General features: G+C 69.7%; 19 protein-coding genes. 9 read left to right on the forward strand and 10 right to left on the reverse strand.

The window, feature by feature from the left end; translation table 11 throughout:
• Nucleotides 1-553 precede the first annotated feature (553 nt).
• Nucleotides 554-1,927: an MFS transporter gene (locus ACFPJ1_RS34405; RefSeq protein ID WP_380110466.1), complete on the reverse strand. Its 1,374-nt coding sequence runs from the start codon at nucleotides 1,925-1,927 to the stop codon at nucleotides 554-556.
• A 53-nt stretch (nucleotides 1,928-1,980) separates the two neighbouring features.
• Nucleotides 1,981-3,426 (reverse strand): MFS transporter, encoded by a 1,446-nt coding sequence (locus ACFPJ1_RS34410; protein WP_380110467.1) that lies wholly within the window; start codon nucleotides 3,424-3,426, stop codon nucleotides 1,981-1,983.
• A gap of 24 nt (nucleotides 3,427-3,450) precedes the next feature.
• On the opposite strand from ACFPJ1_RS34410, the gene ACFPJ1_RS34415 reads away from it, so the two are divergent.
• Both ACFPJ1_RS34415 and ACFPJ1_RS34420 read left to right on the forward strand, forming a co-directional pair.
• A complete protein-coding gene (locus tag ACFPJ1_RS34415; RefSeq protein WP_380110468.1) occupies nucleotides 3,451-3,885 on the forward strand; it encodes a MerR family transcriptional regulator in 435 nt (144 codons plus the stop codon).
• A 37-nt stretch (nucleotides 3,886-3,922) separates the two neighbouring features.
• Complete coding sequence (locus tag ACFPJ1_RS34420; protein WP_380110578.1) at nucleotides 3,923-4,486, forward strand: creatininase family protein; 564 nt, start codon at nucleotides 3,923-3,925, stop codon at nucleotides 4,484-4,486.
• Here ACFPJ1_RS34420 and ACFPJ1_RS34425 read toward each other — a convergent pair.
• Genes ACFPJ1_RS34425 through ACFPJ1_RS34445 form a run of 5 tightly spaced genes read right to left on the reverse strand, consistent with a single transcriptional unit; the run spans nucleotide 4,459 to nucleotide 9,643 of the window.
• Nucleotides 4,459-5,499 (reverse strand): ABC transporter ATP-binding protein, encoded by a 1,041-nt coding sequence (locus tag ACFPJ1_RS34425; RefSeq protein ID WP_380110469.1) that lies wholly within the window; start codon nucleotides 5,497-5,499, stop codon nucleotides 4,459-4,461. The two genes, ACFPJ1_RS34420 and ACFPJ1_RS34425, sit on opposite strands and share 28 nt — an antisense overlap.
• The gene (locus ACFPJ1_RS34430) at nucleotides 5,496-6,548 is read right to left on the reverse strand and encodes an ABC transporter ATP-binding protein (protein WP_380110470.1); all 1,053 of its coding nucleotides are present in this window, start codon (nucleotides 6,546-6,548) and stop codon (nucleotides 5,496-5,498) included. Before ACFPJ1_RS34430 ends, ACFPJ1_RS34425 begins: the two co-directional genes overlap by 4 nt.
• Nucleotides 6,545-7,465 carry an ABC transporter permease gene (locus tag ACFPJ1_RS34435; protein WP_380110472.1) on the reverse strand — a complete coding sequence of 307 codons (921 nt, stop codon included), beginning with the start codon at nucleotides 7,463-7,465 and terminating at the stop codon, nucleotides 6,545-6,547. The genes ACFPJ1_RS34430 and ACFPJ1_RS34435 overlap by 4 nt, the downstream gene beginning before the upstream one ends.
• Complete coding sequence (locus ACFPJ1_RS34440) at nucleotides 7,458-8,438, reverse strand: ABC transporter permease (RefSeq protein ID WP_380110474.1); 981 nt, start codon at nucleotides 8,436-8,438, stop codon at nucleotides 7,458-7,460. The genes ACFPJ1_RS34435 and ACFPJ1_RS34440 overlap by 8 nt, the downstream gene beginning before the upstream one ends.
• Nucleotides 8,439-8,443: 5 nt before the next feature.
• Nucleotides 8,444-9,643 carry a serine hydrolase domain-containing protein gene (locus ACFPJ1_RS34445; RefSeq protein ID WP_380110475.1) on the reverse strand — a complete coding sequence of 400 codons (1,200 nt, stop codon included), beginning with the start codon at nucleotides 9,641-9,643 and terminating at the stop codon, nucleotides 8,444-8,446.
• Between the two features lie 149 nt (nucleotides 9,644-9,792).
• On the opposite strand from ACFPJ1_RS34445, the gene ACFPJ1_RS34450 reads away from it, so the two are divergent.
• The 6 genes from ACFPJ1_RS34450 to menC are packed head-to-tail and all read left to right on the forward strand — an operon-like array spanning nucleotide 9,793 to nucleotide 18,198.
• Entirely contained in the window at nucleotides 9,793-11,394 is a 1,602-nt protein-coding gene (locus ACFPJ1_RS34450) for an N-acyl-D-amino-acid deacylase family protein (protein WP_380110476.1), read from the forward strand.
• 9 nt (nucleotides 11,395-11,403) lie between these two features.
• Nucleotides 11,404-13,242 carry a serine hydrolase gene (locus ACFPJ1_RS34455; RefSeq protein WP_380110477.1) on the forward strand — a complete coding sequence of 613 codons (1,839 nt, stop codon included), beginning with the start codon at nucleotides 11,404-11,406 and terminating at the stop codon, nucleotides 13,240-13,242.
• A 39-nt stretch (nucleotides 13,243-13,281) separates the two neighbouring features.
• Nucleotides 13,282-15,018: an ABC transporter family substrate-binding protein gene (locus tag ACFPJ1_RS34460; RefSeq protein ID WP_380110478.1), complete on the forward strand. Its 1,737-nt coding sequence runs from the start codon at nucleotides 13,282-13,284 to the stop codon at nucleotides 15,016-15,018.
• An 8-nt stretch (nucleotides 15,019-15,026) separates the two neighbouring features.
• Nucleotides 15,027-16,193 carry a M20 family metallopeptidase gene (locus ACFPJ1_RS34465; RefSeq protein WP_380110479.1) on the forward strand — a complete coding sequence of 389 codons (1,167 nt, stop codon included), beginning with the start codon at nucleotides 15,027-15,029 and terminating at the stop codon, nucleotides 16,191-16,193.
• Nucleotides 16,193-17,092 carry a GNAT family N-acetyltransferase gene (locus tag ACFPJ1_RS34470; RefSeq protein ID WP_380110480.1) on the forward strand — a complete coding sequence of 300 codons (900 nt, stop codon included), beginning with the start codon at nucleotides 16,193-16,195 and terminating at the stop codon, nucleotides 17,090-17,092. The genes ACFPJ1_RS34465 and ACFPJ1_RS34470 overlap by 1 nt, the downstream gene beginning before the upstream one ends.
• Nucleotides 17,089-18,198 (forward strand): o-succinylbenzoate synthase, encoded by a 1,110-nt coding sequence (gene menC, locus ACFPJ1_RS34475; RefSeq protein WP_380110481.1) that lies wholly within the window; start codon nucleotides 17,089-17,091, stop codon nucleotides 18,196-18,198. The genes ACFPJ1_RS34470 and menC overlap by 4 nt, the downstream gene beginning before the upstream one ends.
• A gap of 18 nt (nucleotides 18,199-18,216) precedes the next feature.
• Here the strand turns inward: menC and ACFPJ1_RS34480 are convergent, their stop codons facing one another.
• The gene (locus tag ACFPJ1_RS34480; RefSeq protein WP_380110482.1) at nucleotides 18,217-19,836 is read right to left on the reverse strand and encodes a PucR family transcriptional regulator; all 1,620 of its coding nucleotides are present in this window, start codon (nucleotides 19,834-19,836) and stop codon (nucleotides 18,217-18,219) included.
• Nucleotides 19,837-19,940: 104 nt separating this feature from the next.
• Complete coding sequence (locus ACFPJ1_RS34485; protein WP_380110483.1) at nucleotides 19,941-20,693, reverse strand: glycerophosphodiester phosphodiesterase; 753 nt, start codon at nucleotides 20,691-20,693, stop codon at nucleotides 19,941-19,943.
• A 68-nt stretch (nucleotides 20,694-20,761) separates the two neighbouring features.
• Between ACFPJ1_RS34485 and ACFPJ1_RS34490 the strand changes: the two genes are divergently transcribed.
• The gene (locus ACFPJ1_RS34490; RefSeq protein WP_380110484.1) at nucleotides 20,762-21,904 is read left to right on the forward strand and encodes an aminotransferase class V-fold PLP-dependent enzyme; all 1,143 of its coding nucleotides are present in this window, start codon (nucleotides 20,762-20,764) and stop codon (nucleotides 21,902-21,904) included.
• Here ACFPJ1_RS34490 and ACFPJ1_RS34495 read toward each other — a convergent pair.
• Entirely contained in the window at nucleotides 21,865-22,560 is a 696-nt protein-coding gene (locus tag ACFPJ1_RS34495) for a GntR family transcriptional regulator (protein ID WP_380110486.1), read from the reverse strand. The two genes, ACFPJ1_RS34490 and ACFPJ1_RS34495, sit on opposite strands and share 40 nt — an antisense overlap.
• Nucleotides 22,561-22,605: the final 45 nt, after the last annotated feature.

Raw genomic sequence — 22,605 nt, forward strand, 5'->3', positions numbered from 1 at the left:
CCATCAGCATCGACATCCACAACCCACCGCCTTAACAACGCACCAAACCACCTAACTAACCGGCTTTGGGGTTAACCCCTCATGCGGCACGGGTGCGTGGGCCTCGACTACTCGGAGCGGCGTCGCTCCACCACGTCCCAGCCCGGTCCCTGTGCCCCCGCTACCTCCGCGCCCACCCCGCTGACCCACCCCCACCTCCACGCCTTTCGGGGGTTAACCCCTTCGGATGGGGTTACCCCCCTGGTATGCAGGTGGGCGAACCCACAACCGAAGGGTCAACCCCTTAAAGGTGCGGCGCCGGCCCGGGCGTCGCTGCTGGCGTGGGTCTGACGCAATGGCGGGTGGAGGGGGCGGCGTCAGCCAGGAGGCGGCGTAAGCCCGGGGCGGCGTGCGGGTGGAGGCGGTGGCGGTAGTAGGCCCCACGGTTGCGCGGCGGCGGCGGCGCGGGTTGACCGCGGTGGCGTGTGGATGCGGTGGTATAGCCCGGCGTGACTCGCGGGGGTGGGGGCGGGTGACCGCGGCCTCGGAGCGGTGTTGGGGTGGAGTGGGTGGGTTAGACGAGGGTGGGTTGGGTGTTGCCGGCCTCGCGGATGCCTCGGCGCATGTCTACCCGGGACAGCAGGGCCAGGCCGACGACGAAGAAGAAGCCGAGGGCAACGATCGCCGGGCGGTACGAGCCGGTGATCTGGTGGACCAGGCCGAAGACGAGGGTGCCGAGCCAGGAGGTGCCCCGTTCGCCGGCCTGGTAGAGGCTGAAGTACTCCGCCTCGCGGCCCTTCGGGATCAGCTGGCTGAACGCGGACCGGGACAGCGCCTGGGTGCCGCCGAGCACGATGCCGATCGCCGCGCCCATCGCGAGGAACGGCACGATCTGCCCGGCCGGCAGCAGGAACCCGGCGATCACGATCACCATCCAGATCACCAGGCCGCCCATGATCGTGCGCTGGCTGCCGAACCGCCGGGCGAACCGGCCGAACGCGAGCGCGCCGAAGAACGCGATGAACTGGACCAGCAGGATCGTCATGATCAGCACCTGGGTCTCGAACCCGAGCTGCTTCTCGCCGTAGGTCGAGGAGACCGAGATGACGGTCTGGATCCCGTCGTTGAAGAACAGGTAAGCGACCAGGAACAGCAACGTCATCGGGTAGGTCCGGATGTGCCGCAGGGTCGCGAACAGCTGCCCGAAGCTCTGCCGGATCAGGCTCCCGCCACCGACCGGTACGACGCTCGCGGGCGGCCGGTCGCGCAGCCGCAGGTACGGGATGAACGTGAACAGGCCCCACCAAAGTCCCGCGCTGAGCAAGCTCAGCCGGACCGCGGTGGCCTGGCTCATGCCGAGCGCGTCGTGCGCGGTGACCACGCCCAGGTTGATCGCCAGCAGGATGAAGCCGCCCAGGTAACCGAACGCCCAGGCCCGGGAGGAGACGTCGTCGCGGTCGTCGGGTCCGGCGATGTCGATCAGGATCGAGTCGTACACGACCAGGGACGACCCGAGGCACAAGTTGCCGATGAACAGCAGCAGCGCACCGAGCGCCCATCGGCCATCCGTGACGAACACCATGCTGCAGGCGGCGAGCGCCCCGACCCAGGCGAACCCGCACATCAGCAGCTTCTTGCGGGGCGACCGGTCCGCGATCGCGCCGACCACCGGCAGGAACAGCGCCGAGATCAGCGTTGCCACCGTGACGACGTAGAACGCGAGCGAGCCGGGGGAGACGCCGAGCCCGAGCACCTGGAGGTTCGTGTGGCACGGGTCTTCCGTCGTACCGACCCGGCCGCAGGCGGCGGTCTCGGCGACCGAGGTGAGGTACGGCGCGAAGAGCACCGTGCCGACGGTGGTGACGTAACCGGAGTTCGCCCAGTCGTACAGGCTGAAGCCCCAGTACTCACGCTTGTCGACGGTGGCAGGCGCCGAGAGGAATCCCATGCGGAGGAGTGTCCCAGGTGAGAGGCGGACTCGGTGTCTTCTTCGATAACACTTCAGTCCGCGCCCCTGAACAGTGTCGCCGCCCGCGCAGCGGTGTCCGCGGCCCGGCGCCCGGTGCTGACCAACCCCAGCACCAGTACGCCGATGCCGAGCCCGGCCACCAGCCACCACACGCTGTGCTCCGCGCGGGTGAACGCCGCCCCACCGCGGGCCGTGGCGGCCGCCACCATTGCCCCGGAGATCGCGACGCCGAGCGTGGTACCGGTCTGTCGGCCGACCGAGGCCAGTGAAGCCGCCATGCCGGCCATCGACGTGGGCATACCGGAGATCGCCGTGTTGGTGATCGGCGGGTTGACCGTGCCGAGGGCGATGCCGAACAGCAGATAGATCGCGAGCACCGCGGGCAGTGGTGTGTCCGGTCCGAGCCAGAGTGACGCGAGGCCGCCCAGCGCCAGCGCAGTACCGGCAACCACCAGCGGCAGCCGGGGACCTCGCGCGCCGACCAGCCGGCCAGTGAACGGGGAGAGCACGATGATGAGCACCCCGACCGGAAGCAGGCACAGCCCAGCCGCGAGCGCCGACAGACCGCGCACGTCCTGCAGGTACTGGGTGGTGACGAACAGGAAGGCATTGAACCCGCACAACGCGAAGAGCGCCATCAGGATCGCCGAGCTGAACGGCACGCTACGGAAGAGGCGCAACTCAAGCAGCGGGTCCGTACGGCGCGGTTCGTAGGCAAGGAGTCCGCCCACGCCGAGTACCGCGACGGCCAACAGGGCAAGGATGACCGGAGAGGTCCAGCCGAGCTTCCTGGACTCGATGATTGCGTAGACGAGGCTGCCCAGCACCAGGATCACCAGCGCCTGACCCACGGGGTCGAACCGGCGCGCGCGGGTGGCGCGGGACTCGGGTACGAACAGTCTGGTGCAGATGATCGCGGCCACCACGATCGGCACGTTGACCCAGAAGACGGAGCGCCAGCCGAAGCCGTCGACCAGGGCGCCGCCGAGGATCGGGCCCAGCCCCAGCGCCAGCCCGGACATCGCACCGAACACCCCGATGGCCCTGGCCCGTTCGGCCCGGTCGGGGAACGTGGTGGCGACGATCGCCATCGCGACCGGGTTGAGCATCGTGCCCCCGACGGCCTGGAGCGCACGCGCCGCGATCAACCAGCCGATGCTCGGCGCCAGACTGCAGAGCAGCGAGCCGAGCCCGAAGGCGGCGAGGCCGATCTGGAAGATCCGGCGGCGGCCGACCCGGTCGGCGGTGGACCCGGCCAGCAGCAGGAAGCCGGCCAGTACCAGGGTGTACGCGTCGACCGTCCATTGCAGGCCGGAGACGGTGGCGTGAAGGTCCCGGCGGATCGCCGGCAGCGCGACGTTCACGATGGAAATGTCCATCACCACGACGACGATGCTGGCGCAGCAGATGGCCAGTACGAGGAGGCGGCGGCGTCGGCCGAGGTCGGGCGGATGGGTGGCAAGGAGGGAAGTGCTCATGCTCGCGACGCTAGGATTTAGAGCATGCTCGAAGTCAACCAAGCGGGCCTGAGCATCGCCGAGGCAGCTCGCCGCACCGGGGTCACCGCGCATACGTTGCGCTACTACGAACGCGCCGGCCTGGTCGTCACACCGGTCGACCGCACCGCCGGAGGCAGCCGGCGCTACCACCAGCTCGACCTCGAGTGGATCACCGTCTGCACGAGACTGCGGGCCACCGGCATGCCGATCAAGACCATCCGCCGGTACGCCGAACTGGTGGCCGCCGGGCACGGCAACGAGGACAAACGGCTGGCTCTGATGGAAGCCCATCGCGCCGATGTGAGGGCCCGGATCGCCGAGCTGGAGGAGAATCTCGAGCTCGTCGACCACAAGATCGACGTCTACCGCGGCCGCCTCGAAGCCGGCGACGCGGACAGCCTCTGGGCCCCGAACCGCCGGGCGGAGACCGCCAGCTGAAGGGCATCCGCCCAGGCAGAGTTCTGAGCTCAGGACGATCGCTGGGGGTCTCTCCCCACCACATGGGGTTCCGGGCACGATCACGCTGACGCCGCAGACCTTCAAGAGCATCGTCACGGAGTACGTCGGCAGCCTCGGCGCGCACGGGTTCGAGACGGTGCTGGTAATCCCGAGCCACGGTGGGAACTTCGGTCCGTTGCGCGAACTGGAGGCCGAGACAGGCGGCCGGATCGGTGGCGCGCGCTTCGTCCCGTACACGGATCTGCTGAGGTTCGTCGAGGTGATGTCCGAGGTCGGTCTCGCCGACGGGCTGCCCGCCGAGGTGAGCGAGTCGCACGCCGGGGAGGCCGAGACCTCGATCCTGCTGGCTCTGACCCCGGCGCTCGTCGCGATGGACCGGGCCGTGGCCGGCTACGACAAGCCTCTCGACGCTGAGATGGCGGCCAGGCTCTTCGAGTTCGGCACGACGGCGCTCAGTGAGGTCGGCGTCCTCGGCGACGCCCGGCCGGCCACCGCCGAGCGCGGTGGCCGGTATCTCGACGTCCTGGTCGACCTGCTGGTCGGGTACTTCGGTCAGACGACGGGGACGACCTCGGCGTAGTGGCAGGCGGACGGGTGGCCCTGGCCTCGGTCGGCCAGTTCGGGGACCTGCTCGATGCAGGCGGTTCGCTCGCCCTCGGTGAGCTGGGCGAACTTGGGGCACCTGGTCCGGAAGCGGCAACCGGTCGGCGGGGTTACCGGGCTGGGCACGTCGCCGCTGATCACGATGCGCTGTTTCGCGCGGGCCCGTTCGCGCCGGGGGTCGGGCACCGGGATGGCTGAGATCAGCGCCTGCGTGTACGGGTGGGCGGGCCGGTCGAACAGTTGGTCGCGGTCGCCGATCTCGACGATCCGGCCGAGGTACATCACCGCGACCCGGTGCGCGATGTGCCGGACCACCGACAGGTCGTGCGCGACGAACAGGTACGCGAGTCCCAGTTCCTCCTGCAGGTCTTCGAGCAGGTTGACCACACCCGCCTGGATGGACACGTCGAGCGCCGACACCGGCTCGTCCAGTACGACGAGGTCCGGGCGCATCGCCAACGCGCGAGCCACTCCGACCCGCTGGCGCTGGCCGCCGGAGAACTCGTGCGGATACCTGTTCCCGTGCTCGGGATTGAGCCCGACCGTGCGCAGCAGTTCCCGGACCCGCTCGGGTCCGCCGTCGGCGTACGTGCCGTGGATGCGCAAGGGTTCGGCGATCGCGTTGCTGACCGTGGCTCGCGGATCCAGCGAGGCATACGGGTCCTGGAAGACGATCTGCATCCGCTGCCGCAGCCGGCGCAGTTCCTTGGTGCTGGTGGCCCCGAGATCCTGGCCCTGGAACAGCACCTGGCCGGAGGTCGGCCGCTGCAGGTTCAGTACTGCGCGTCCGGTGGTGGACTTGCCGCAGCCCGACTCGCCGACCAGGCCGAGGGTCTCGCCGCGATGCAGGTCGAAGGAGACCCCGCACACGGCGTGGACGTCGCCGGTCGCCCGCCGGAGCAGGCCCTTGCCGCGGACGGGATAGTGCTTGACGAGATCGCGGACCGACAGGAGTGGTTCCCGCACCTGCTCGATGGCAGTCCCGGTCATGATCTTCCTCCAGCTGTCTCGGGATCGGCCGAGGTGGCGACGAAGACGTCCTCGGGCCGCCGGCCGGCCAGCTCCGCGGAGAAGTGACAGGCAGCCAGGTGGTCTGGCGACGAGGTGGCCAGCACATCCGGCTCGAGCTCGTCGCACTGCTCCCGGCGCAAGGGGCAGCGCGGCGCGAACGGACAGCCTGGCGGAAGGTCGAGCAATGAGGGCGGTGAGCCGGTGATCGGTACGAGCCGGTCGCCGCGCCGGGCGGTGTCCAGTCGGGGGAGACTGCCGATCAGCCCAAGGGTGTAAGGCATCCGGGCCTCGTAGTAGATGTCGTCGACGTCCCCGAGCTCGACCGGTCGGCCGGCGTACATGACCAGCACCCGGTCCGCAGTACCGGCGACGACGCCGAGGTCGTGGGTGATCAGCACCATGGCCGCGTTGGTCGCGGACCGGGCCGTCTCGAGGGCTTCGAGGACCTGCGCCTGCACGGTCACGTCGAGGGCGGTGGTCGGCTCGTCGGCGATGATCACGTCCGGGTCGTTGGCCATCGCGGTCGCGATCACCACCCGCTGCCGCATCCCGCCGGAGAACTCGTGCGGGTAGTCGCGGGCCCGCTCCCTGGCCCGCGGGATCTGCATCATGGTGAGCAGTTCGACGGCCCGGTCGCGGGCCGCGGCGACGCTGACGTCGTTGTGCGCCAGGACCGCCTCGGCGATCTGGTCGCCGACCGGGTACACCGGGTTCAGCGAGGTCATCGGATCCTGGAAGACCATCGCGATCCGGCCGCCCCGGACGGCCTGCAGTTCCTTCTCGGGCGCGCCGATCAACTCCTGGCCGCGGAACCGCACAGACCCGCCGACCTTCGCTGAGCCGGGCAGCAATCCCATCACTGCCTTCGAGGTGACCGACTTGCCCGAGCCGGACTCGCCGACGATGCCGAGCACCTCGCCCTGGCGCAGGTCGTAGCTGACCCCGCGGACGGCGCGGACCAGGCCGTCCTCGGTCGGGAACGAGACGGTCAGGTCCTTGACCTCGAGGACGATCTCCGAGCCGGTCATCCGCGCACCTTCGTCTGGGTCGGGTCGAAGGCGTCGCGCAGCCCGTCGCCGATGAAGTTGATGGTCAAAGCGATCAGCACGATGAAGGCGCCGGGGAAGTAGAACAGCCAGGGCCGGGTGCTGACGGCCGTGTCGGCGTCGCTCACGAGCAGGCCGAGTGAGGTGTCGGGTGGCTGGACGCCCAGCCCGAGGAACGACAGCGCCGTCTCGACCAGGATCGCGGCCGCGACCAGGATGGTGACGTTGACGATGATCGGCCCGAGCGCGTTCGGGATCAGGTGCCGGAAGATGATCCAGCGGTCGGTGGCGCCGAGCGCCCGGCTGGCCTCGATGAAGTCCTTCTCCCGCAGCGACAGCACCACGCCCCGTACGACACGTGACACGTAGGCCCACTGCAACGCGGCGATGACGAGGGCAACGAACCACCACGAGCCCGAGGTCGCCCGGGTCAGTACTGCGGCGACGGCGAGCAGCGGCAGCGTCAGCACGAGGTCCGCGATCCGCATCATCACGCTGTCGGTGACCCCGCGGTAGTAGCCGGCCACCGCGCCCCACAAAGTGCCCACCAGCCCGGCGAGCAACGCGATCAACAGGGCGATCTCCAGCGACCGCTGGGTTCCGCGCAGCACCTGGGCGAACGTGTCGTGCCCGAGGTTGTCGGTACCGAAGGGATGTGCGGAAGAGGGTGGCACCGACGCGGGCGACGAGATGTCGGCGTAGTCGTAGCGCCAGACCGCTCCGCCGACGAACGCGAGCAGGATGATGGCGACGAACAGCACCAGACTGATCACCGCGGCCTTGTGCCGCAGGAACCGGCGCAGCACCAGCTCGCTCTGCCTGCGCTGCCGTACGCCGGTAGGGTCGGCCGCGGATGGCACCGACGTACGGTCGGCCAGCACCTCGGTGTGGTCACTCATAGCGGATCCTCGGGTCGAGTAGGGCGTAGAGCAGGTCGGCGATCAGGTTGAAGACGATGACGGCGACGGCGACCACGAGCAGCCACCCCAGTACGGCGTACGCGTCGCGCTGCTCGACGGAGGTGACCAGAAAGTCGCCGAGGCCACGCCACTGGAAGACGGTCTCGGTGATCACCGCACCGGAGATCAGCGCCGCGAAGTCGAGCGCGGTCACGGTCACCATCGGGATCAGCGCCGTCCGCAGCGCGTGCCGCACGGTGACCCGGCGTCTGGACAGGCCCTTGGCCCGGGCGAACAGCACGTAGTCGCTGTTCAGCACGTCCAGCATCGACGCGCGCTGGAACCGGCTCCAGGCACCGAACGAGATCAGCGCCAGCGAGATGGTCGGCAGCACCATGTGGCCCGCGGTGTCGACCAGATGGGCCCAGGCTCCGCCCTCGACCACCACGGAGCTCTCTCCGATGGTGTAGACGACCTGGCCGCCGAGCAGGCTGTTGAGCGAGATCCCCGCCTGCTTGAGCAGTACGGCGAACCAGAACGACGGCATCGACAGGAACAGGAACGCGGCGAAGGTGAAGCCGTAGTCGACCCCGGAGTACTGCTTGACCGCGCTGACGACGCCGACCACGACGGCGAGCACCAGCGCCAGTACGACGGCCAGGGCGATCAGGCGGATCGTCACCCCGAACCGGGTGGTGAGCTCGTGACCGATGTCCAGGTTGGTGCGCACGGAGGGGCCGAAGTCACCGTGCAACACCCCGGTGATCCAGGTCCAGTACCGGTGCAGCAGGGGTTCGTCGAGGTGCAAGCGCTGTTCCTCGACCTGCACCACCTGCGGGGACGGCGGTGGGTTCTTGCCCTTGAAGTTGGCGAGCGGATCACCGGACAGCGTGACCAGCAGGAAGACGACGAAGGTCGACGCCACGATCACCGGGACGGAGGCCAGCAGCCGGCGGAGGGTGTAGGTGAGCACAGGGGCTACCAGACTTCCTTGACCGCGTCGAAGACCTTGGTCACGCTCTGCTCGATCGCAGGGGTGGTGATCTCATCGTTGGACAGCAGGCTGACGGAGATGTCCTGGTCGGGGAACAGACCGTGCACGGTGCGGAATCCGCCCATGCCGCCGTTGTGCCATATGTAGGGCTTGTCCTGGTGGGTCTGGGTGACCCAACCGCAGGCATAGCTGCCGAGCTCCGGCGTGAACATGGTCCGCAGCGACTCACGGTTGAGCAGCCCCGGCCGGAGCATCGCCGCCTGCCACCGGGCGAGGTCCCGGGCGCTGCCCACCAGGCCACCCGCGCCCACCATCCACGGGAGACTCCACTGGTATTGGCGGTGTACGCCGTCGTCCTCGGCGCGGTAGCCGAGAGCGACGTCGGTGCTGTACCGCGCGGGGTAGCCCTGGGTGGTGTCGTGCATCCGCAACGGGTCGAAGAAGGTGCGCTGCGCGAAGCGGCCGAAGCTGGTCCTGGTGACCTTCTCCACCACCAGCGCCAGCAGCAGGAAGTTGCTGTTGCTGTAGGCGTACTTCGAGCCGGGCGGGAAGGTCAGCGGCAACGACTCGAGCTTGGCGACGGTCGCGGAGTGGTCCCGTTCGCCGGAGGCGACGAACGCGTCGTAGGCCTGCTGGAACAGCGGGAAGTTGTTGTAGTCGGGGATGCCGCTCTGCTGGTGCATCAGCTGCAGCAAGGTGATGTCCGCGCCGCGGGTGTAGGCGGGCAGGTACTTGCCGAGCCGGTCGTGGATCGAGAGTCTGCCCCGCTCGTGCAGCCAGAAGACGGCCGCCGCGGTGAAGCCCTTGCTGATCGAGCCGAGGTTGAAGATGGTGTCGAACGTCGGCCGGCTCCGTCCGCGCCGCAGGCCGAGCCGGTCGTCGAGCTGCGCCACCTTGAAGAAGTCCTCACCGGTGAACTCGTCTGGCAGACCGCGGTCGCGCAGACCGTAGCCCTTGGCGAAGAACGTCCGGCCCCGCTTGCTGACGGCAACGGTGATGCCGACGTCGACCGCGGTGATGGCGGCGACGATCTCGTCGATCCGCCGCAGCCACGGGGCTTGGTGCCGCTCGGAGCCGGCCGGTGCCGCCCAGGCGCCGACGGGTCCGGCCGTCAGCGTCGCCGCTCCTGCCGCACCGGCCAGCGACGCCTTCAGCAGCGTTCGCCTGGTGGGGATGTTCTCCATCTTCGACCTCCGCGTCGTAGTGCCGCACCTAGCAGCCCAGTGCAGTCGTTCGCGCGGCGTGGGACGTCGTCGGATGTCACATAAGAATGGCCCGGAGTTCGTGAGATCTGACGAGCAGCCGGAGGCGGTGGCGGGGCCAGGATGCTCGCATGTCGACGACCCTGGTGATTCGCGGTGGAACAGTCCATGACGGCAACGGCGGCCCCGGCCGGCCCGCCGACGTACTGGTCGAGGGTGACCGGATCGTCGCGGTCGGGCCGGGAGTCGGTGATCCCGGCGCGCCCGTGCTCGACGCCACCGGGATGGTGGTCGCGCCCGGCTTCGTGAACGTGCTCAGCCACGCCTACTTCAGCCTGGAGAACGACGGCCGTGGGCTGTCCGACCTCTACCAGGGCGTGACCACGGAGATCTTCGGCGAGGGATTCTCGATCGGGCCGTTCACACCCGAGGTCAAGGCCCTGCTGGCGCCGGGCCTGGAACCCGGTGACCCGGAGCTCACCTGGGATCGTCTGCCCGAGTTCCTCGGGCACCTCGAGCGCAAGGGCGTCGCGCAGAACGTCGCGAGCTTCGTCGGCGCGCACAACCTGCGGATGATCGGCGCCGGCGCCGAGAACCGGCCGATGACCGCCGCCGAGCTCGACCGGGTCCGCGGCATCCTCGACGAGGAGATGGCCGACGGTGCGCTCGGGCTGGGATCGGCCCTGATCTATCCGCCGGGAGCCTTCGCGTCCACCGACGAACTGGTCGCGCTGTCCGAGGTCGTCGCCCGGCACGGCGGAATGTACATCTCGCACATGCGCAGCGAGGGCGACCACTTCCTCGACGCGGTGGATGAGCTGATCGAGATCGGCCGGCGGGCCGGACTGCCGGCCGAGATCTACCACCTCAAGGCGGCCGGCCGGCACAACTGGCCGAAGATGGAACGCGCCGTCGAGCGGGTCGAGGCCGCCCGGGCGGCCGGCCAGAAGGTGACCGCCGACATCTACCCCTACATCGCCGGCCAGACCAGCCTGGGTGCCTCGATCCCGCCGGACTTCCACGAGGGCGGCTACGAGGCGCTCGCGGACCGGCTGCGCGACCCGGCTGAACGAGCCCGGATCCGCGAGGCCGTCGTCACCCCGTCCGACCGCTGGGAGAACCTGTACCTTGCCGCGGGCGGTGCCAAGGGTGTCCTGCTGCTGCCGGACGCGAGCGGCCCGGCAGCGAAGTACCGCGGGCTCAGCCTGCAAGAGGTTGCTGACAGCAACGGGACCGAGCCGGTGGAGATGTTGCTGCAGCTCGTCGAGCAGGAGCCGGCGCTCAACTCGATGTACTTCATGATGGACGAGGATGTCCTGCGCACCGCGTTGCGCAATCCGTGGGTCTCGGTCTGCTCCGACGGCCAGTCCATCGCGGCCGAGGCGCCGTACGTCGACACGCCGACGCACCCGCGGACGTACGGGTCGTTCGCCCGGATCCTCGGCAAGTACGTGCGCGAGGAGTCGTTGCTGTCCCTCGGCGAGGCGGTCCGCCGGATGACCAGCCTGCCGGCCGAGAACCTCGGGCTGCGCGATCGCGGGGTGATCGCCCCGGGCAAGTTCGCGGACCTGGTCGTGTTCGACCCGGACACGATCGGCGACCGGGCGACGTACGAGCAACCGCACCAGTACGCCACCGGGGTCAAGCACGTGGTGGTGAACGGCGAACCCGCGCTCGCCGACGGCATCCCTACCGGCCTGGTGGCCGGCCGGGCGCTGCGGCGCGGGCAGTAGAGCAGACCGATGTCAAGCACCCGATCGGAGGAACGAGTGAAGCAGCAGACGTTCGAGCAAGCCGTCGCCCAGGCCCTCGAGGCAGTCGGTACCCAGGGCTGGATGCACGTCGTCGACCTGGACCACGGCACCGAGCTCGGGTACGGCGAGGACGCGCCGGTGGTGCTCGCCAGCGTCTTCAAGATCCCCGTGCTCGTCGAGCTGTTCCGCCGGTTCGGTGCCGGCAGGCTCGATCCGGCCTCGCGCCTCGACGTCCCGGTCGAGGGGCGTTCCGCCGGGCCGACCGGCCTGTCGGTGATGGCCGACCCGATCGAGCTGTCCCTGCGTGACCTGGCCTACTGGATGATGAGCGTCAGCGACAACGCCGCGACCGACATCCTGGTCCGGCTGCTCGGCACCGACGCGATCAACGCGACGCTGCGCGAGCTGGGTCTGACCGAGACGAGGGTCGACGGCACCTGCGACGACATCTACCAGACGATCTACCAGGACGTACCCCAGGGCGACGACGGTGGGGACGTGGATCTCGAGCGGCTGCGTGCCTCCCGCGCGGTGGATCCTGAGCGTTCGCTGCAGGCGGGTTCGCCGCGCGAGATCACCCGGCTGCTGAGCGCCATCTGGCGGGACGAGGCGGCGAGTCCCGAGATGTGCGCCGAGATGCGCCGCATCCTCAGCCTGCAAGCCTGGCCGCACCGGCTGCGTACCGGGTTCACCGAGCCCGGCGCGAAGGTGAGCGCCAAGACCGGGACGCTGCGCTTCTGGCGCAACGAGGTCGGCGTGGTCGAGGACGGCAACGGCGGCCGCTTCGCCGTTGCGGTGTTCCTGCGGTCTGCCGACCATACCTATCGCCGGCCAGAGATCGACGCCTGCATCGGGACCGTCGCCCGGCTCGCCGTGGACCACCTGCGATCTGTCGAGCCCTTCGACACCCTGGCCGCCGGTCGGATGCTCCGGACGGCCACCGCGGCCACGTCCGAGGAGATCAGGGACCGCGCCCACGAGCTGGGCGCGAGCATCTGGCTGCATGCGCGCGACCTCGAGACCGGGAAGACCGTCGGCGTCGACGAGACGACCCCGGTGGTCACCGCCTCGGTCTTCAAGGTGCCGGTCAGCCTCGAGCTGGCCCGCCAGTCCACCACCGGCGAGGTCGATCTCACCGAACGGATCAAGGTGGCCGACAGCCTGGTGGCCTCGCCGTTCGGCCTGGCCGCGCACCGGGACCACGCTCTCATCTCCTACCGCGATCTGGCCCTGCTGATGATGGTGATCAGCGACAACGTGGCCACCGATCTCGTGCTCGACCTGGTCGGCAAGGACAAGGTCGCGGCGCTGCTGACGGACCTGGGGCTGACCGGCACCGTCGTACCGCAGAACTGCCTGGAGATCCTCGCCACGATCGGCGAGGACCTGGCCATCGACTACGGCGACGACGAGCGGGAGCTGGCCGAGATCCCGGTCGAGCGGCTGCTGGCTCTGCGGGCGCTGGCGCCTGAGGAGACCTGCCGGACCACTCCCGAGGAGATCACCCGGCTGCTGGCCGGGATCTGGCGCGACGAGGCCGCCTCGCCGGAGGCGTGCGCGCTGGTCCGCGACTGGATGGGACACCAGGTCTGGCCGCACCGGCTCACCAGCGGCTTCCCCGGCGACGAGGTCGAGGTGAGCGGCAAGACCGGCACCCTGCCGCTGGTCCGCAACGAGGTCGGCGTCCTCGAGTACCCCGACGGCGGCCGCTATGCCGTCGGCGTCTTCACCCGCGCCGACGATCCCGCTTCGAACGCCCCGCACCTGGATGCGCTGATCGGCTGGGCCGCTGCCCAGGCCGTTGCCCAGCTCCGCGGCGAGCGCTGACCCACCACCGTTCCGACCCGATCCCACCTGGAGCCGATCATGGCCTTCCGCAACAAATTCTCACCGGCCTGGAGAACCAGCCTGCTGTGCGCGTCAGCCCTGCTGCTCGGCGCGTGTGCCGGCAACGCCGGTACGACGACCGGCGACGGGAAGATCTCCGGTGACCTCAACACGGCCAACACCGCGGCGGTCGGCCAAGGTGGCACCGTCACCTACACGATCACCTACCCGATCTCGAACTGGAACGTGCTGAACTCCGGCGGCGCGACGTACTCGGTGCTGGACATCTCCAGCGCCCTGCTGCCCGGCGCGTTCCTGATCAAGCCGGACGGGTCGAGCGCCGTCAACACGCCGGTGGTGACGAGCGCGGAGAAGATCTCGGACTCGCCGCAGACGGTGAAGTACACCATCGACCCGAAGGCGGTCTGGTCGGACGGCACCCCGATGTCGGCCGACGACTTCCGCTACACCTGGAAGGCCCTCGACCCGCGGCAGTGCCCGAAGTGCCAGGCGTCCAACACGGCCGGCTACGACCGGATCAAGTCGGTCACCGGCTCGGACGGCGGCAAGACCGTCACCGTGGTGTTCGACCAGGCCTACGTCGACTGGAAGGCGCTCTTCTCGCCGTTCCTGCCGGCCCACGTGGCGGCGACGTACGGGTCGGTGGACACGCCCGACGGGCTGGCGAAGAGCTTCAACGAAGGGTTCGCCAAGTCGGTGCCGAAGTACTCCGGCGGTCCGTACAAGATCGACGAGGTCACCAGCGACGGCTCGGTCGTGATGGTGCGCAACGACAAGTGGTACGGCGAGCCGGCGCACCTGGACAAGCTGATCTTCCGGCTCATCACCGACGTCTCCCAGCAGCCGACCTCGCTGGCCAACTCCGAGGTCGACGTCATCTACCCGAACCCGCAGGTGGACATCGTCCAGCAGGTCGACGAACTGCCCGGGGTCCGCTACCAGGTGACGCCCGGCGCGTCGATGCACCAGATCTGGCTGAACCTGAACGCCGCGGTGATGAAGGACGTCGCGCTGCGCAAGGCGATCTTCCAGGCGGTGAACGTGCAGCAGGTGATCGACAAGACCATCGGCCAGTTCGACGACACGGCCGAGCCGCTGAAGGACCACATGTTCATCAAGGGATCGCCCGGCTACTCCGACGTCGTGAGCGAGTTCGAGTACGGCATCGGCGACGCGGAGAAGGCCAAGAAGACCTTGACCGATGCCGGCTACCAGGGTGTCGGGTCGAAGCTGGTGGCACCGGACGGGAAGCCGCTGCCGGCGCTGCGGTTCGCAGTACAGGCGGGGGACAAGTTGCGGGCGAGTGAGGCGCAGTTGGTCAAGGCCGCAGTCGCGCCACTGGGCATCAACGTCGAGGTCGCCACCGTCTCCAACACGATCGACGCCGTCCAGGAAGGCAACTGGGCGATCACGGTCGGCACCGTGTCCCAGTCGCCGTTCTCGACCACCAGCAACATCCCGTACTTCCTGGCCTGCCCGGCGGGCGTGACGTTCTGCCGGTTCAACCTGGGCAACTACGGCAACCCCGAGGTCGACAAGCTGCTGAACTCGGCCCTGGCCGCGCCCAGCGCCGAGGCGGCCACGCAGCTGCTGCAGAAGGCGGACAAGATCGTCTCTGCCGACTACGCGGTCCTGCCGCTTTACCAGAACCGGTCCTTCCTCGCCTACAACGCGAAGGTCGGCAACATCCGGGAGAACAGCCTCGGCTTCCCCACCTACAACACTGAGCAGTGGGGACTGCTCAGCGGCTCGTGAGGCCCGTGGTGGAGGACCCGACCCTGGCCGAGCTGATGCTGGCCGACCTGGAACAGCTGATCCGCTGCGAGTCACCGTCATCGGATCCCGAAGCACTGCGGCGCTGTGCCGATCTCCTGTCCGACATCGGTACTGCGCGGCTCGGGTCGGCGCCGGTCCGGGCGGAGGCGGGAGGGAAGCCGGTACTGCGGTTCGGCCCGGCTGACCCGACGGTGTTGCTGCTCGGTCACCTCGACACGGTCCACCCGCACGGCACGCTCGCCGAGGCGCCGTACCGGGTCGACGAGGGACGGGTGTACGGCCCTGGCGTCTTCGACATGAAAGCTGGTCTGGTGCAGGCGTTGCACGCGATGGCGGGAGCGGAGTACCGCGACCAGGTGGCACTGCTCGTCACCTCCGACGAAGAGCTCGGCTCACCGGAGAGTCGCTCCGTCATCGAGGCGGCTGCTCTGGGGACGAAGGCGGTGCTCGTCCTCGAGGCGAGCAGTGCGGGTCGGCTGAAGACCGCGCGCAAGGGCGTCTCGAACTATGAGTTGGTGTTCACCGGACGTGCGGCCCACGCCGGCTTGGAGCCCGAGAAGGGCGCCAACGCCTGCCTGGCCATGGCTCATGCCGTCATCGCGGTCGCCGGGCTGGCTTCGGAGGGGACGACCGTGACGCCGACGGTCGCCTCAGCAGGGGCAACTTCCAACACCGTGCCCGATCGGGCCTCGCTGCTGGTCGATGTCAGAGCGCTGACCTCGACCGAGCAGGAGCGCGTCGATCTGGCGATGCGGGCGCTCGTGAGCGAGGTGCCGGACGTTCGTGTTGAGGTCGTCGGTGGGATCAATCGTCCGCCGCTCGATCCGGACTCGTCCGCACGGCTGTTCGACCTGGCGCAGGAGGTGGCGACGGAGCTCGGTCTGCGGGCGCTGGAGAGCGCGCACGTGGGCGGCGGCTCGGACGGGAACTTCACCGCGGGACTGGGGATCGACACCCTGGACGGCCTCGGCGCGGTCGGCGACGGCGCTCACACCCGGCACGAGTGGACCGATGTCGCCGCCCTGGTCGACCGGACGCGGCTGGTGTCGGCTCTCGTCGACCGGATCGTCTCGGACCAGCCCGGCGCCGACCGGGCCGACGCCGACCGGGCCGACGCCGATCAGGCTGGCGTCGATCGGGAGGTGACGGGCTGATGAGGATGACGGAGCCGACGATGACCAGTCCGGAGGTGCTCGAGGCGCGCGTGGCTGCGGACACGGTTGCGCGGGCACGCGGACTGACCGTGCGGCTGCTGACCGAACCCGTCGAGCATCGTGAGGCTGAGCAGTTGCTGAGCCTGATCTGGCGGACCGATCCGGGCAGCCCGCCGGTGTCGGGTGACCTGATGCGGGCCTTCGCCCATGCCGGCGCGTACGTCGCGGGCGCGTTCCTCGACGGAGAACTCGTCGGGGTGGCGGCCGGATTCCTTGCCCACCACCCCGGCGAGGTGCCCTGCGCCGAGTTGCACTCGCACATCACCGGCGTCGTACCGCAGGTGCAGGGCCGCCAGGTCGGCTTCGCGCTGAAGCTGCACCAGCGGGCCTGGGCACTGGAGCGGGGGATCGAGGCGATCAGCTGGACCTTCGACCCGCTGGTCCGCCGGAACGCCTACTTCAACCTGACCAAGCTCGGCGCGCGGGTCTCGTCGTACCTGGTCGACTTCTACGGCGAGATGGCCGACGGCGTCAACGCGGGACAAGGCAGCGACCGGCTCCTGGTGCGATGGCCGCTGCGTGCAGCCCAGGTGGTTGCCGCCGCCGCGGGTGAGGCGCCGGCACCGCCCGAGGCGAAGGGGGTGGTCCTGCTCGACGCCGACCCCGACGGGAAGCCACGGCGGCACGCGCCGCAGGCTGGGGGGACCTTCCTCTGCGGCGTGCCGGACGACGTCGAGGCGCTCCGGCGCTCGGATCCGGCGCTGGCCCAGGATTGGCGGCATGAAGTACGGGCGGTGCTCCGGACCGCGCTGGGCGACGGTGGCAGGGTGACCGGAATGACACGGGCCGGCTGGTACGTGCTGACCTCAGAAACGACGACAGACAGGGAGACCCGATGAAGATCACCGGCGTGGAGCTACGGCGGGTGGGGCTGCCGCTGGTCGCCCCGTTCGAGACATCGTTCGGCAGCCAGACCGACCGGGACATCCTGCTCCTCCGGGTGGTCACCACCGACGGCGAGGGCTGGGGGGAGTGCGTGGCGATGTCGGCGCCGGTGTACTCCCCGGAGTACGTCGACGGCGCGGCCGATGTACTGCGCCGCTTCCTGGTGCCGGCGTTGGCCGCAGCCGGGCCGGTCGAGGCGCCCCAGGTCGCGCAGGTACTCGCGCCGTACCACGGGCACCCGATGGCAAAAGCCGCACTGGAGATGGCCGTGCTGGACGCCGAGTTGCGCGCCTCCGGCATGTCCTTCGGCAGCTACCTCGGCGCAGTGGTGCCGTCCGTGCCGGCGGGGGTCTCGGTCGGCATCATGCGCTCGATCGATGAGCTGCTCGCGGCCGTCGAGGGATATGTTGCCGAGGGCTACGTCCGGATCAAGCTGAAGATCAAGCCGGGCTGGGATCTCGAGCCGGTCCGGGCCGTGCGCGAGCGTTTCGGTGACGATCTCCTGCTGCAGGTGGACGCCAACACGGCCTATCGGATCGGCGATGCGAGACACCTTGCTCAACTGGACCCGTTCGACCTCGTCCTGATGGAGCAGCCGCTGCCCGAGGACGACGTCCGCGGGCACGCCGTACTGGCCGGGCTGATCAAGACACCGGTCTGCCTGGACGAGTCGATCACCTCGGCGCGGTCGGCGGCCGACGCGATCGCCCTGGGTGCTTGCGCGATCGTGAACATCAAGCCGGGCCGGGTCGGCGGCTACCTGGAGGCGAGGCGCGTCCACGACGTCTGTCTCGCCAACGGCATCCCCGCCTGGTGCGGCGGCATGCTCGAGACCGGCATCGGCCGGGCCGCGAACGTCGCGCTGGCCGGGCTCCCCGGCTTCACCCTGCCCGGCGACACCAGCGCGTCCTCCCGGTACTACGCCCGCGACATCACCACGCCGTTCGTCCTCGACAAGGGGCATGTCGCCGTACCAACCGGGCCCGGGCTCGGGGTCGATCTCGACCAGGAGTTCCTCGCCGAGATCACCACCGCGACCGAGTGGATCCGCTTCTCCTGAGCTTCTTCCGGGCTCGGATCACCGATTGCGGGCGATCCGGTGCAGCCGGAGTTGCAGGGTCGCGGCCAGCCGGGCGTCCGGGTCGGCGAGGTCGATCCCGGTGATCTCGCAGACGCGCTTCAGCCGGTACCGGAAGGTGTTGGGATGCACGTGGATCGCGGCGGCCGCGTCGGTGATGTTGCCGAAGGCGTCGAGGTAGGCGACCAGTGTCTCGACGAAGCCGATGTCGTGCTTGCAGTCGTACTCCACCAGGGCGCTGAGGCCGCCGAGATGCAACTCGCCGTCCTCGGCGACCAGATCGCTCAGGCGCAGCAGCAGTGACTCGATCTGGACCTCGGTGAACCTGGCGATCCGGCGACCGTTCCGGTCCTGCTGCAGCACCCGGAGCGCCCGGTCGGCTTCCTTCCGCGAGTGGGCCACGTCGGCGAGCGTGGTCGTGGCCCGCCCCACCCCGATCACCGCGTCCGCGCGAGGACCGACCCGCGCCAGGAAGTCCTCGGCCAGTCGCACCACGGCCGCCGTACCGTCGTCCCCGTTGCTCGCAGGGCTGACGGAGAGCACGACGTAGGTGACGCCTCCGACGAGTGCGGCTGCCGAGCGGGGATGGACGGCGGCGAAGTGCAGCGCGATGGCGTCACGGAGTCGCTGAGTGGCCGCTTCGGTGCCGGCGGCGTCGCGCGCGACCACCTGCGCGGCCATCACGCAGAGCCGTCCGTCGGCCAGGCCCAGGCGACTCGCCGCCTCGGCAGCCCGCGATCCGCCCTCCAGCACCATCGCGACCAGATCGGCACTGAGCCGGCGCCCGACATCGGCCCCGGCCCTCGCGCGGAGCATGTGCAGCGCTACCACCTTGGCCGAGTCGGCGAAGGCCCGTGCCCTTTCGTCGGTCAGGGGACCGCGGACGGCTGCCCACATGGACCCGAGCAGTTCGTCACCCGCCCGGACCGCGATCGCGACCCGTGGCAGCATCTCGTCGGTCAGCGCGTCGATGTAGACCGGCGATTCCCGCTGGAAGACCTGCCGGAACGCCCCGCGCTCCTCGAGCATCTGCTGGTACTTGTCGGGCACCTGCCGGCCGAGGATGGTCTCCACTCGGCCGGGATCGGCCTCCTCCTGGTGCCCGGAGAAGGCGAGCACCCGCGACGCGCGGTCCTCGATGGTGACCGGCGCGTCCAGCAGCGCGCCCACCGCGTTCGCGAGGGCGAACAGGTCGCCGGCCGGAGCACCGGCCAGGTCCTCCGGACCGCCGGACAGGTCGACGGTTGCCATCGGCAAGGTGCGGAGGATGCTGCCGACGTGGGACCAGGACGCGGCCCGGTTCAGCCCGAGCAGCGCGACACCGCTGTCCTTGACCGCGGCATCGACCACCGCGTCGGCCTTGACCGGGTGTTTGACGATCAGCCCGAGTGCCTGACGGCCGCCGAGCCGGTGCAGCAGGTCCACGATCAGATCGTTGTCCTGGACACCTACTCCGAGCACCAGTTCGCCCCGGCCGACGTGGAGTTCGTCGTGCGGGTCATAGATCGCGACCCCGGTCAGCTCGCCGTCCAGGTCGTGCGGGGAGGCGACGACATCGAGCAGCGTGCGCCCGAGATCGTCGAGCAGGCGGGACAGCCGTGTCCTCGTTTGTCTGACCATCGAGTGGGAATCCTACGGCTTCCAGGGCGTACTCGTCAGTTCCCTGCGGCGGCAGTGACTGGACGGAACCCCTTTGTAGCCAAGGTTTCGCGGTGAGGATGCGGTCACTTCCACTGGCCGCGGTCGATCAGGACGTCGCGGAGCAGGTCCGTCCGGTCCGTGATCAGCCCGTCCACACCGGCGTCGAGCAGGCGGTGCATCCGGGCGGGATCGTCGACCGTCCACACGTGCACCTGCTTGCCGAGGGCATGGGCCCGGCGGAGCAGCCCCGGGGTGAGCACTCGCAGGGGTCCGAGGTACTCGGGGATCTGCAGGCAGGCGCCGGGGGAGGAGAGGCGGAACGGCGCGAACCGCAGCCGGGCGACCTCCTGCTCGCCGAACCCGGTGGCGAGCCGTTCGCCCACCTCCCGGCGGATCCGCCGAACCCGGGCCTGCGAGAACGACGAGACGCACACCCGGTCGATCGCGTTCAGGTCGCGCAGCACCTTCGCGGTCGGCAGCACCCCGTTGTCGGCCTTGATGTCCAGATTGAGCCGGGTCTCCGGGAACCGTTCGAGCACCTCGCTGAGCAGCGGGATCGGCTCGTGCCCGTTGATCCTCGCCTTGCGCACCTCCGACCAGGGCAGCTGGGCGACCACCCCGGTCCGGTCGGTGACCCGGTCGAGCCGGTGGTCGTGGAAGGCCACGACGACGCCGTCGCTGGTGGCGTGCAGGTCGGTCTCGAGGTACCGGTAGCCGAGGCCGACTGCCTGCTCGAAGGCGTGCAGGGAGTTCTCGAAGCCGATGTTGTCCGGGTGCAACGCGCCGCCGCGGTGGGCCATCGCGATCGGCCCGTCGTGGTCGAGGTAGGGATACACACGCCGAAGTATGTCCGACCAGGGGACGCCCGGCTCGCGGCGCCGGGCGATTCAGTACCGTTGGGACGGTGACGGACTTCAGCGCACCCCGCCCCGACCTGTGGTCCCTCGACCCCGGCGTCCTGCACCTGAACCACGGCTCGTACGGCGCGGTCCCGCGCCGCACGCAGGAGGTTCTGGCCGCACTGCGCGCCGAGACCGAGACCAACCCGATGCTCTGGTTCCGCTCGGTCGCGGACCGGCTGACCGCCAGCCGGCTCGAGCTGGCCGCCTTCCTGGGGACGGACCCGGCGGGCTTCGCCCTGGTCCCGAACGCGAGCGCCGGGGTCACCGCCGCGCTGGCCGCCCTGCCGATCCGGGCCGGCAGCCGGATCGTGCTGACCAACCACGCGTACGGCGCGGTGCTGTACGCCGCCGAGCGGTTCGCCCGGGCGAACCAGGCCGAGGTGATCGTGGTCGACGTACCGCTGGAGGCCGACGACGCCACGGTGGTCGCGGCGATCGGCGCCGCCGTGGACGACCGGACGGCGGCCCTGATCGTCGACCAGATCAGCTCGGCGACGGCGATGGTGTTCCCGATCCGGCAACTGGTCGAGCTGTGCAAGACCCTGGACGTGCCGACGATCGTGGACGGCGCCCACGCGCCCGCCCTGATCGACGCGCCGGCCGAGGACGGCGCGGACTTCTGGACCGGCAACTTCCACAAGTGGCCGGCCTCGCCCCGTGCGACCGCCGGCCTGGTGGTCGCGGAGAAGTGGCGGGCGGCGACCCTCCCGCTGATCGTCTCCTGGTCCGAGTACGACGAACGCCTGCCCGAGCGCTTCGACATGCAGGGCACGTTCGACTATGCCCCGTGGATCGCGGCGCCCGAGTCGCTGCGGGTGCTCGAGGAGCTGGACTGGCCCCGGCGCCGGACGCACCTGTCCGGCATGATCGACGAGGGCGCGAAGATCGTCGCCAAGGCTCTCGGCACGAGCGTGGCGGAGGTGGCCCACCCGGCCGCGACGATGCGCCTGGTGGAACTGCCCTTCGACGGCGCGCCGAGCCCGGAGGCGGGGGAAGCCTTCAAGATCCGGGTGTCCCGCGACCTGAAGGCCGAGATCACGCTGACCGCGTTCGACGGCCGGGTCTTCACCCGGCTGTCAGCACACGCCTACAACGGCCCGAAGGACTACGAGCTGCTCGCCGAGCGCTTGCCGACGTTGCTCTGAAGTTCGCTGAAGGAGCGCTCTCCGTGCACCGCGAGCTCGGCCAGTACTGCGGCCGGGTTGCCGGCCTCGACCAGCTCCAGAAGATACCGGTGCCGGGCCACGTGCTCGGGGAGTCCCTCGTGGTAGTGCTCCCTGGCGTAGAGGTTGCGGGCCATGCAGAGCAGGAGTTGCTGCTGCACGGACGCGTAGGCCTCTTCCAGCCGACGGTGTCCAGCGAGCGCGACCAGCGACGAGTGGAACCGGTAGCCGGCCTGCACCAGGCTGCCGCGATCCTGCGCCTCGGCGCAGCGCTCCATCTCGAGCAGGGCCTCCTGGGCGACCTTCAGCCGCTCCGGGACCTGCACCGGCACTCCGAGCTCGATCGCCAGCCGCTCCAGGGCTGACCGCAGCGTCAGGATCTCGAAGACGTCCTGATCGGTCAGGGTGGCCACCATGGACCCGCGGCGCGGCCGGGTCACGATCAGCCCTTCCTGCTCCAGCACCCGCAGTGCCTCCCGCAGCGGGGGACGACTGATACCGAGCTGCTCGGTCAGCCGTTCCTCGATCAGCCGTTCGCCCTCGGCCAGCTCGCCCGCCAGGATCATCCGGCGGATCGCGTTGGCCGCGAGCTGAACCAGGCTCAGCGACTCCAGTGCACCCTGCTGCGGCTCGCCCATACCCACCCGACTCCTAGTCACCCATCCCCGGACCCGCAAGGTAGC

The organism is Kribbella qitaiheensis, from assembly GCF_042657745.1.
GTDB lineage: Bacteria > Actinomycetota > Actinomycetes > Propionibacteriales > Kribbellaceae > Kribbella > Kribbella qitaiheensis.